A 9,749-nucleotide genomic window follows, 5' to 3' on the forward strand; every position below is an offset into this window, starting at 1 on the left:
TTATACTAAAAATATTTTAAGTAGTTTAACCACTGTTTTTCAAGGTTTTTTAAGAAAATTTCACCTTCAATTTGAGGTAAAAGATTGTTAAATTGTACTCAAAACAAAGATAAACCTCTAAATGGTAATTAAAAAAAGTTATTTTTGATGTAACTATAATTAACTCTTGGCTACCTACTATTTTATTAGGTATTTAAATTTATTAATCTTTATGAAAAATTCAATAATGATGTTAAGCGCGGCACTAATGCTTGGCGGAGTAGCTCATGCTCAAAAAGTAGTTTTTGAAGAATACAATTTAGATAACGGCATGCATGTTATCCTGCACAACGACCCCTCTGCCCCGGTAGTAATTACTTCTGTAATGTATCATGTAGGGTCTAAGGACGAACGTCCGGACCGAACGGGATTTGCGCACTTTTTTGAACATTTATTATTTGAAGGAACACAAAATATAAAACGCGGTGAATGGATGAAAATCGTCACAGCAAATGGGGGTGTAAACAACGCCAATACTTCTGATGACAGAACATATTATTATGAAGTTTTCCCCTCCAACAGCCTGGAACTTGGTTTATGGATGGAATCTGAGCGATTAATGCATCCTATTATAAATAAGATTGGTGTTGATACGCAAAATGAAGTGGTAAAAGAAGAAAAAAGAATGCGTTATGACAATCAGCCTTATGGAAATATTTTGCCGGAGGTAAAGAAAAACATGTTCAAAAATCATCCTTATCGATGGACAACTATTGGTTCCATGAAAGATTTGGATGCGGCAACTCTCGAAGAATTTCAGGCTTTCAACAAAAAATTCTACACTCCTAACAATGCCGTTCTGGTTGTTGCCGGAGATTTTGATAAAACGAAAACCAAAGAATGGATCCAGAAATATTTTGGGCCAATCCCTAAAGGCAAAGTTGTAACAAAACAAACGTATACGGAAGAACCAATTACACAAACAATAAAAGCAACTTACGAAGATCCGAACATTCAGATTCCGATGATTGTAGCTTCTTACAGAACACCTTCAATGAAAACCAGAGATGCCAGGGTTTTAGATTTAATTTCTTCCTACCTGAGTGATGGAAAAAGCTCAAAATTATACAAGAAAATTGTTGATGATAAGAAAATGGCCCTTCAGATTGGTGCAGTAGGTTTCAGTCAGGAAGATTACGGGACCTATATTCTGTATGGCCTGCCAATGGGAAGTTACACCACAGCAGATATCTTAAAAGAAATGGATGAGGAAATTGTAAAAATCCAGACTGACCTGATTTCTGAAAAAGATTATGAAAAATTACAAAACAAATTCGATAACAACTTTGTGAATGCAAATTCCAGCGTTGAAGGAATCGCAGAAAACCTGGCTTCTTATTATTTACTTTATGGAGATGTAAATCTTATCAATACAGAAATCGATCTTTATCATTCTATTACGAGAGAAGAAATCAGAGAGGTTGCCAAAAAGTATCTGAACCCTAATCAGCGTTTAATTTTAGATTATGTTCCTTCAACAAAAGTTCAAAACTAAGAATCGAATCATGAAAAAAATATATCCAGTTTTAATCCTTTTATTCCTTACCGGAATTATGCAAGCACAAGATCGTCCACAACCAAAACCAGGAAACTCACCAGTAGTCAATATCAAAAAACCACAAACTTTTGTTTTGGCAAATGGTATGAAGGTTTTGGTAGTTGAAAATCATAAATTACCAAGAGTAAGTTTCAACCTTACTTTAGACAACGCTCCTTTTACTGAAGGAAACAAAAAAGGCGTTGACGAACTGACCAGCAGCCTGATTGGAAATGGCACTAAAAAAACAGCAAAAGAAGCTTTTAATGAGGAAATTGATTTTTATGGTGCTCAGATCAATTTTACTTCGCAGGGAGCTTATGCAAGTTCACTTTCAAAATATTCAGGCCGTGTTTTAGAGCTTTTGGCAGAAGGTGCCTTACAGCCTAATTTTACTCAAACTGAATTTGATAAGGAAAAAGCAAAATTATTAGAAGGCCTTAAAGCCGATGAAAAAAGCGTTCCTGCCATTGCAAACCGCGTTGTCGATGTTTTAACATTTGGAAAAAATCATCCGTCTGGAGAATATCTTTCTGAAGAAACAGTAAAAAACGTAACTCTTGCTGACGTTCAGAGCAATTATGTAACCTATTTTGTACCCGAAAATGCTTATTTGGTTATTATTGGAGACATTAAATTTAAAGAAACAAAAGCGGCTGTAGAAAAACTTTTTGGCGGATGGAAAAAACAGGCCGCTCCAAAAAATTCCTATCCGGATCCAAAAAATGTTGCTAAACTTCAAATTGACTTTGTAGATGTTCCGAACGCTGTTCAGTCTGAAATTTCATTAGTTAATACCGTAAACTTAAAAATGAGTGACCCTGATTTTTTCCCTGCTGTAATTGCCAATCAAATCCTGGGAGGAGATTTCAACAGTTATTTAAACATGAATCTGCGCGAACAACACGCCTGGACATACGGAGCAAACTCAAATATTGGAAGCGGAAAATATGTTACCAAATTTAAAGCGTCATCTGCAGTTAGAAATGCTGTTACAGATAGCGCAGTTGCTGAATTTGTAAAAGAAATTAAAAGAATCAGAACTGAAAAAGTTTCTGAAGATGTATTAAAAAACGTAAAAGCCGGCTACATCGGAAGATTTGTAATGCAGGTTGAAAAACCGCAGGCTGTTGCCCGTTATGCATTAAACATTGAAACCGAAAAACTTCCTGCTGATTTTTACGAAAAATACATTCAGACAATTAACAATGTTACTGCTGACGATATTTATCGTGTGTCTAATAAATATTTTCCTTTGGATAATATGCGTATCGTAGTTGTCGGAAAAGGTTCTGAAGTAATTGCAGGATTAGAAAAACTCCAGATTCCAATTTTTTATTATGATAAATACGGAAATCCAATTGAGAAACCTGTTACTAAAAAAGAAGCTCCGGCCGGAATTACAGCCCAAAGTGTTTTTGAAAACTACCTTAAGGCAATCGGCGGCGAAAAAGCTGTTGCCGGAGTAAAAACACTAGCCATGATTGGAACTACAACAATTCCTCAGGCGCCTTCTCCCTTAAGTTTCACATCAAAACTGGATTCGAAAGGAAAAATGTTGGTTTCGCTTAATATGGGAAGCATGCCTTTGATGAAACAGGTTGTAAATGACAAAGGAGCTTATATTGAACAGCAAGGTCAACGCAAAAATCTTGAAGGAGATGATCTAGCCGAAATGAAAGCAAGCGCGGCTCCTTTTGAGGAATTACGCCTAAGCAAAAGAACTGACCTGAAAATTAATGGTATTGAACCAATAAACGGCAAAGACGCTTATTCTATAAAAGACGGTAAAACGGTTTATTATTATGATGTAAAATCCGGTCTGAAAGTAGCTAAATTAAAAGTAAAAGAACAAAGTGGACAATCGACTACACAAACCACTTACTTTAATGATTATAAAGAGGTAAAAGGAGTAAAAGTTCCTTTCAATATTGTTCAGAATGCCGGGTTTGAACTAGATATCAAAATGTCTGAAATCAAAATAAATGAAGGAGTTTCTGATGTAGATTTTCTTTAAAAGATGCTAAGATTCTAAGACACTAAGTTGCTAAGTTTAAAAAAAGCTCTGTCAAAGTTTTCGACTTTGACAGAGCTTTTTTTAAATACTAAATGGAATTTATTATTTCGCTTTTTCTTTTTTAGCCGATAAATAAACTCCTATCAAAATGACAAATGCACCAAAAAACTGAGTTCTTGTAAGCATTTCATTATCCAGTAATCCCCAGAAAAATGCTACTATCGGAATCAAATATGTTACCGATGTTGCAAACACAGGAGAAGACATTTGTATCAGTTTAAAAAAGACAATGTTGGCAATTCCGGTTCCCAGAATTCCAAGAATCATAACAAAGAAAATAGAATACTGAGCAGTCTCAAAATGTACTTTCTGGCTAATATCGGTTGTAGATAAAATAATCAGGGCAGGAAGAAGAAGCACAGTAAAGTTCCCTGTTGTAATGCTAACCGAATTCAAATCTGATAAATATCTCTTAATTAAATTGACATTTATAGCATAACAAAGCGTGGCAATCACAACCAGAACAACATAATAATAATTCTGTCCGGGGTGTGCAGATGCACCGCTTAATACCAGTAACAAACAACCTATTAACCCAACAAAAACCCCCAGTACCTGTTTTTTCTGAAACTGAAGCCCAAAAAAGATAATCCCTAAAATTAATGTGTTCAGAGGAGTAAGGGAATTTAAAATCGCAACAATAGAACTATCTACTTCTGTCTCTGCAATGGCAAAAAAATAGGCCGGAATACAGGTTCCAAAAACCGAAGTAAGAGCAACAAATTTCCATTGCTGGCGCGAGATTTTCTTTAAACTTTTAAAACCCACAATGAGAAGGAACAAGGCTGCAAAAATAATCCGGAAAGAACCTACCTGAATAGCAGTAAGGCCTACCAATCCTCTTTTTATAAGAATAAATGAGCTTCCCCAAATAAGTGAAAGCAACAATAAATAAATCCACTTTAGCTGTCTTGTATCCATAAGCTTTGTTTTACTGCAAATTTGTACTATTTTTATGAACTGACCACTCGTTTTTTATTAATTTTGCAAGAAAGTTAATCGCAATTTAAAACTTATATATAATGAAAATTTCAAAAATCTTAATCGCTGCAACAATTGCCGGCTTAGTGTTTGTTGGCTGCAAAAAAGAAGAAGACAAAAGCCTTCAGGTTGTAAATGCAGAAAAAAGTGCTCCTAAAGAACACAAGGCTATTGCTCCGGAAAATCTTCAGACAGCAAGTTTTACAATCGACGGAATGACTTGTGCTGTTGGATGTGCAAAAACTATTGAAGAAGAACTGACAAACCTTGACGGCGTCGACAAAGCAACTGTTGATTTTGATAAAAAAACCGCAACCGTTACATTTGATAAAACTATTCAAAACCCGGAAAACCTAACAAAAGTTGTTCAGGAAACCGGAGACGGAAAAACATATAAAGTTTCGAACATGAAATCATAACCGAAATCACAAAAAATAAAAAAGCATCCAAATCGGATGCTTTTTTATACTTATTTATTTCCACTTGAGTGTTTCCATCAATTGTCTCATATCATTTTTGATATAACTTGCGGCCGGCATAATAGAATCAAAATTTGGTTTGGCATAAAAGTAAACCGATCCGGTTATGAAATGTTTTGTACTGTCTGTCACGTAAAATTGTGAGTTTGTTGCCGCATTTCCATCCACCTGATAAAACATACCGTAAACCTTTTTTTCGGGGTTTAAATAAGGCTGTTCTAAGATATCATCAGCTTTTATAACATGCTCATAGGTTAGTTTTTGAGCGTCTTTTAATAATTTTTCAATATTATTATTCACCGGTTTATAGGTTAGGTAAATGGTTGCTTTCATCTTCGGGTAAGTGATTGCAAATCCGCAATTTTTTTCACCTTTAATCACAGCACCCTCATTCATTTGAAAAGTAAACGGGCAATTATTCTCAAAGTTTACATAAGTTGCTTCGGGATAATCTAAACGCAGATAACTTGATGGCTTAGGTAAGACATCGTTTTTACAACTCAAAAGTGTAAATATTAACAAAACAATTATAGTCGAAATTATTTTTTTAAGCATTTTATTCTAATGTTACTTTTATTTGTTTTACGCGTTTTTTATCAACTGTTTCAATTGTAAAAACACAATTTTCAAAAGCTACTTTTTGATCTTTTTTAGGAAAGTTACCAAGGATTTCCAAAATAAAACCAGCCAGCGTTTCCGCTTCTCCTTTATGTGATTCAAAAATATCCTCATCAACTTCGACAATTCTGTAAAAATCCTTCATGTTGATTTTGCCTTCAAACAAAAAGTTTTTTTCATCAATTTGAGAGAAGTTCAGATTTTCATCATCAAATTCATCGCTTATATCTCCAACAATCTCTTCGATGACATCTTCTAAGGAAACCAATCCTGATGTTCCTCCATATTCATCAACAACAATAGCCAAATGACTTTTAAGGCTCTGGAAATCTTTCAAAAGATTATCCAGTTTTTTATTTTCCGGAACAAAAAAAGCTTCTCTGATTAATGATGTCCATTCGAATTCTTCTTTATCAATATGCGGAAGAAGATCCTTAACGAACAAAACGCCTTCAATCTGATCAATATTGTCTTTGTACACCGGAATTCTTGAAAATCCTTTTTCGATTATTTTTGGATAAATAGCTTCAAAAGATTCTGAAATTTCCAAAGCAAAAATATCAATCCTCGGGCTCATAACCTGCTTTGTATCTGTATTTCCAAAAGAAACAATCCCTTCGAGAATTTTTTGTTCATCTGTGGATGTTCCGTCAGAATCTGTAAGTTCTAACGCCTGTGACAACTGATTTATCGAAAAATTATTTTTCTGTTTACCCAATTTATCCTGCAAATATAAGGTAAGACTGCGCATAGGCAAACTTATAGGAGAAAGTAATTTATCTAAAAAGGCAATCGGGTAAGCTACCCATTTTGCAAATTTTATGTTATTACGGCTTGCATATACTTTGGGCAAAACTTCTCCAAATAATAAAATTAAAAAGGTTACGACAATTACTTCGAGGATAAATTTTAAAGCGGGAGAATTTACATTGGAAAAAATATCTTGTCCGATAAATGAGAACAAAATAACTACTCCCATATTTAGAAAATTATTGGCTACCAATAATGTTGCTAAAAGTTTTTTGGGCCTGTCCAAAAGGTTAGAAATGATTTTTCCTTTGGAACTGTTTTCGTGAAGCGTGTCATCAATATTTTTTTGTGACAAAGAGAAAAGCGCTACTTCTGCACCTGAAACAATTGCTGATAAAAACAGCAAAATAAATATTCCGACAAAACCAATTATTAAATTGATGTCTAGATTTGTACTAAAAAGTAAACTGGGCTCCGGGTCCAAACTGAAAAAAATTAGTTAAACAATCAAAAAGGCAAATCGTTTATAGGTAAGCCTTCACTATTGGCTTCAAAGTTAGTGTTTTTTACTGATTCTGATTCGGAATTTGGCTTATGGCCTGTAGTTTCTTTTTTGGTGGTCAGGAAAGTAAATTCCGTAACCTGAATTTCGGTGGTATATTTTGTCACACCGTCTTCTGCTTGCCACTGGCGTGATTTTATGCGTCCTTCGACATAAATTTTATCTCCTTTAGAAAGATATTTTTCACAAATTTCAGCTGCTTTGTTGCGCACAACCAGATTATGCCACTCTGTAGAAGTTATTTTTTCGTTTGTCGTTTTATTAATATAAACTTCATTAGTTGCCAACTGAAAACGTCCGATGCAGTTTCCTCCATCAAAATAATGCATTTTTACATCATCGCCCAAATGGCCAATGAGCATCACTTTATTTAATGTTCCGTTCATAGTTTTTGGTGATATTTCTATCAAAGATACATTTTTTTAGCAATTTATTTCCTGCTTTTCGATAAATTTATATATCGATATAGTAAAAATGACTATTTTTCAAATCATTAACCAGTATTTACTTTTATTTATTTATTAATCTTAACTTTAAAATTAAGCAACATAAATTTTACGATAGAATTTAATTGGATTTTTTTTGTTAATTTAAATAAAACTGTATTTTTGATTATGGTAAAAATAGAATTTGTCAGTTGTCATAAACTACCCGAAAGATCTTTTTTCTACAAAGGAAAACAATTTCCTTTTTGCGCCAGATGCACTGGCATTTATGTGGGCTATTTTATTTTTATACCCCTTTTATGGTTTATAAAAATTGATATATACTGGGCCTTACTTGCTGTTTTACCAACAATAATTGACGGACTTACGCAGGCTTATTGCAATAGAGAAAGCAATAATTTCCTTCGTTTTGCTTCTGGAATCCTTGCAGGCTACGGGCTGGCGGGTATCTCAGATTTCATTGCTTACTGGATTGTATTTTTCTTTAAGTATCACATTTTTAATTAACAACTAAATATAAATAACTATGTCTGAAGAAAACTCAAACTTTAATGAATTTGAAAAAAGAAATGACAATTCTCAAGAAGATTTAAGCACTGGATTAAAAGTGTTATCATTTTGTATTCCGTTGGCGGGAGCAATCATTTACTTTGTAAAAAAGGAAAACGAACCAGTTGCAGCAAAATCAGCTTGTAATATGGCCCTGATAGGTTTTGGAGTCGGGATTGTTTTACAGATAATCAGATACGCTACTGCAGGCGTATAATAACACAAAAGAGGCTTCCAGATTTAGAAGCCTCTTTTTTTTATAGCTTTTCTATAAAATTATAAATTACAATAGGAAAGGGAAATGTTTTTAAATGATGGAGATCTACACCTTCTGTAATGGTTTCTGTGATTCTGATTTTCCAGAACTGAATATGCAAATGCTGATGTGATAATTTATGAATAACGGTTGCATGACTATACTCTTCTATACCTATTATAGTATAGTCAGGAAAAATATCATTTTGAACCTGTTTTGAAACAAAATCAAAATCAACAATTTCATGGGTTTCCAAAAGAGGGAATTCATATAGGTTATGCCAGATCCCTTTTGCTTCTCTTTTCTGAATAAGTGTATTACCCAGGGCATCCTCTAAAACCAAATAATTAAAAAATCTGTTTGTGACTTTTGTCTTTTTAGATTTTACAGGCAAAAGGTTTACTTTCTTTTTTTGCAGCGCTGCGCAGCTATCATTAAAAACGCAAATTTCACAATTAGGATTTTTCGGCACACATTGCAAGGCACCAAACTCCATAATAGCCTGATTAAAAATCGCCGGATTATCTTTTGGCATTAATTCATATGCAAGTTCCGTAAATTCTTTTTTTGTAGCAGGGAGCGCAATATCAGATTCAATATCAAAGTAACGGGAAAGCACCCGAAAAACATTTCCGTCTACAACGGGTACTGCTTCATTATAAGAAAAAGAGGCAATAGCGGCGGCGGTATATTCACCTACACCTTTCAATTTTAATAAATCCTTATATGCAGGTGGAAAAATACCATCTAACTCATTTGCTACATATTGTGCTGTTTTATGCAAATTTCTGGCACGGGAATAATATCCTAATCCCTGCCAAAGTTTCAAAACCTGCTCTTCATTGGCATTTGCCAGATCAGACACCGTAGGAAATTCCTTCGTAAAGGAAAAAAAATAGGGCATTCCCTGCGCTACCCGTGTCTGTTGCAACATAATTTCTGATAGCCAAATTAGGTAAGGATTGGTGGTATTTCTCCATGGTAAATCACGTTTGTTTTGTAAATACCATTTTATCAACAGGTTATGAAAAATCATATAAAAATTCTTAGAATACAAAAGTAAATCTTTATGTAATTAAAATTTAACGAATTAGCTTGATTAATTATTTTTTTAATTCCTATATTTGCAAACTCAAAAAAATAGTACATCATTTATAAAATAAAATAGGAAAGAAAATGACGAAAGCAGACATCGTAGCGAAAATTTCGGAGAAACTTGGTCTTGAAAAAGGAGACGTTCAGGCAACAGTAGAAAGTTTCATGGAAGAAGTTAAAATTTCATTAGAAACTGGTGACAATGTTTACCTAAGAGGTTTCGGTAGTTTTATCGTAAAAACCAGAGCTGAAAAAACAGGTAGAAACATTTCTAAAAACACTACTATTAAAATTCCAGCACACAACATTCCTGCTTTTAAACCTGCAAAAGTTTTTGTAGAGGGGGTTAAAACAAACAAC

The 9,749-nt window shown here is 33.9% G+C and carries 11 protein-coding genes; 6 read left to right on the forward strand and 5 right to left on the reverse strand.

Annotated elements, in window-relative coordinates; all coding sequences use genetic code 11:
- Positions 1-211 precede the first annotated feature (211 nt).
- A complete protein-coding gene (locus tag DCO46_RS09975) occupies positions 212-1,534 on the forward strand; it encodes a M16 family metallopeptidase (RefSeq protein ID WP_116752410.1) in 1,323 nt (440 codons plus the stop codon).
- 10 nt (positions 1,535-1,544) lie between these two features.
- A complete protein-coding gene (locus DCO46_RS09980) occupies positions 1,545-3,593 on the forward strand; it encodes an insulinase family protein (protein ID WP_207784960.1) in 2,049 nt (682 codons plus the stop codon).
- Between the two features lie 102 nt (positions 3,594-3,695).
- On the opposite strand, the gene DCO46_RS09985 is transcribed toward DCO46_RS09980, so the two are convergent.
- On the reverse strand, positions 3,696-4,574 hold the full coding sequence (locus tag DCO46_RS09985) for a DMT family transporter (protein ID WP_116752411.1): 879 nt from the start codon (positions 4,572-4,574) through the stop codon (positions 3,696-3,698).
- A gap of 101 nt (positions 4,575-4,675) precedes the next feature.
- Here DCO46_RS09985 and DCO46_RS09990 point away from each other — a divergent pair, with 101 nt between their 5' ends.
- On the forward strand, positions 4,676-5,053 hold the full coding sequence (locus DCO46_RS09990; protein ID WP_116752412.1) for a heavy-metal-associated domain-containing protein: 378 nt from the start codon (positions 4,676-4,678) through the stop codon (positions 5,051-5,053).
- 54 nt (positions 5,054-5,107) lie between these two features.
- Here the strand turns inward: DCO46_RS09990 and gldD are convergent, their stop codons facing one another.
- Genes gldD through DCO46_RS10005 form a run of 3 tightly spaced genes read right to left on the reverse strand, consistent with a single transcriptional unit; the run spans position 5,108 to position 7,429 of the window.
- Positions 5,108-5,668: a gliding motility lipoprotein GldD gene (gldD, locus tag DCO46_RS09995; protein WP_116752413.1), complete on the reverse strand. Its 561-nt coding sequence runs from the start codon at positions 5,666-5,668 to the stop codon at positions 5,108-5,110.
- 1 nt (position 5,669) lies between these two features.
- On the reverse strand, positions 5,670-6,965 hold the full coding sequence (locus DCO46_RS10000; RefSeq protein ID WP_116752414.1) for a gliding motility-associated protein GldE: 1,296 nt from the start codon (positions 6,963-6,965) through the stop codon (positions 5,670-5,672).
- 23 nt (positions 6,966-6,988) lie between these two features.
- Positions 6,989-7,429, reverse strand: a complete 441-nt coding sequence (locus tag DCO46_RS10005) for a single-stranded DNA-binding protein (RefSeq protein ID WP_116752415.1) — start codon at positions 7,427-7,429, stop codon at positions 6,989-6,991.
- A 228-nt stretch (positions 7,430-7,657) separates the two neighbouring features.
- On the opposite strand from DCO46_RS10005, the gene DCO46_RS10010 reads away from it, so the two are divergent.
- Both DCO46_RS10010 and DCO46_RS10015 read left to right on the forward strand, forming a co-directional pair.
- Positions 7,658-7,996, forward strand: coding sequence for a DUF2085 domain-containing protein (locus tag DCO46_RS10010; protein WP_207784961.1), 339 nt, complete (start codon positions 7,658-7,660; stop codon positions 7,994-7,996).
- 19 nt (positions 7,997-8,015) lie between these two features.
- Positions 8,016-8,255 (forward strand): hypothetical protein, encoded by a 240-nt coding sequence (locus tag DCO46_RS10015; protein ID WP_116752416.1) that lies wholly within the window; start codon positions 8,016-8,018, stop codon positions 8,253-8,255.
- A gap of 40 nt (positions 8,256-8,295) precedes the next feature.
- Here the strand turns inward: DCO46_RS10015 and mutY are convergent, their stop codons facing one another.
- Entirely contained in the window at positions 8,296-9,330 is a 1,035-nt protein-coding gene (mutY, locus tag DCO46_RS10020; protein WP_116752417.1) for an A/G-specific adenine glycosylase, read from the reverse strand.
- Between the two features lie 140 nt (positions 9,331-9,470).
- On the opposite strand from mutY, the gene DCO46_RS10025 reads away from it, so the two are divergent.
- A partial coding sequence (locus tag DCO46_RS10025; RefSeq protein ID WP_133244606.1) for an HU family DNA-binding protein occupies positions 9,471-9,749 on the forward strand: 279 nt, incomplete at its 3' end.

The organism is Flavobacterium sp. HTF, assembly GCF_003105115.1.
In the GTDB taxonomy this organism is placed as follows: domain Bacteria; phylum Bacteroidota; class Bacteroidia; order Flavobacteriales; family Flavobacteriaceae; genus Flavobacterium.

Bases quoted from the DNA above. Each gene is read 5' to 3' on its own strand.
- DCO46_RS09975 (WP_116752410.1), top strand. From the start codon at position 212: ATGAAAAATTCAATAATGATGTTAAGCGCGGCACTAATGCTTGGCGGA.
- DCO46_RS09980 (WP_207784960.1), top strand. From the start codon at position 1,545: ATGAAAAAAATATATCCAGTTTTAATCCTTTTATTCCTTACCGGAATT.
- DCO46_RS09985 (WP_116752411.1), bottom strand. From the start codon at position 4,574: ATGGATACAAGACAGCTAAAGTGGATTTATTTATTGTTGCTTTCACTT.
- DCO46_RS09990 (WP_116752412.1), top strand. From the start codon at position 4,676: ATGAAAATTTCAAAAATCTTAATCGCTGCAACAATTGCCGGCTTAGTG.
- gldD (WP_116752413.1), bottom strand. From the start codon at position 5,668: ATGCTTAAAAAAATAATTTCGACTATAATTGTTTTGTTAATATTTACA.
- DCO46_RS10005 (WP_116752415.1), bottom strand. From the start codon at position 7,429: ATGAACGGAACATTAAATAAAGTGATGCTCATTGGCCATTTGGGCGAT.
- DCO46_RS10010 (WP_207784961.1), top strand. From the start codon at position 7,658: ATGGTAAAAATAGAATTTGTCAGTTGTCATAAACTACCCGAAAGATCT.
- DCO46_RS10015 (WP_116752416.1), top strand. From the start codon at position 8,016: ATGTCTGAAGAAAACTCAAACTTTAATGAATTTGAAAAAAGAAATGAC.
- mutY (WP_116752417.1), bottom strand. From the start codon at position 9,330: ATGATTTTTCATAACCTGTTGATAAAATGGTATTTACAAAACAAACGT.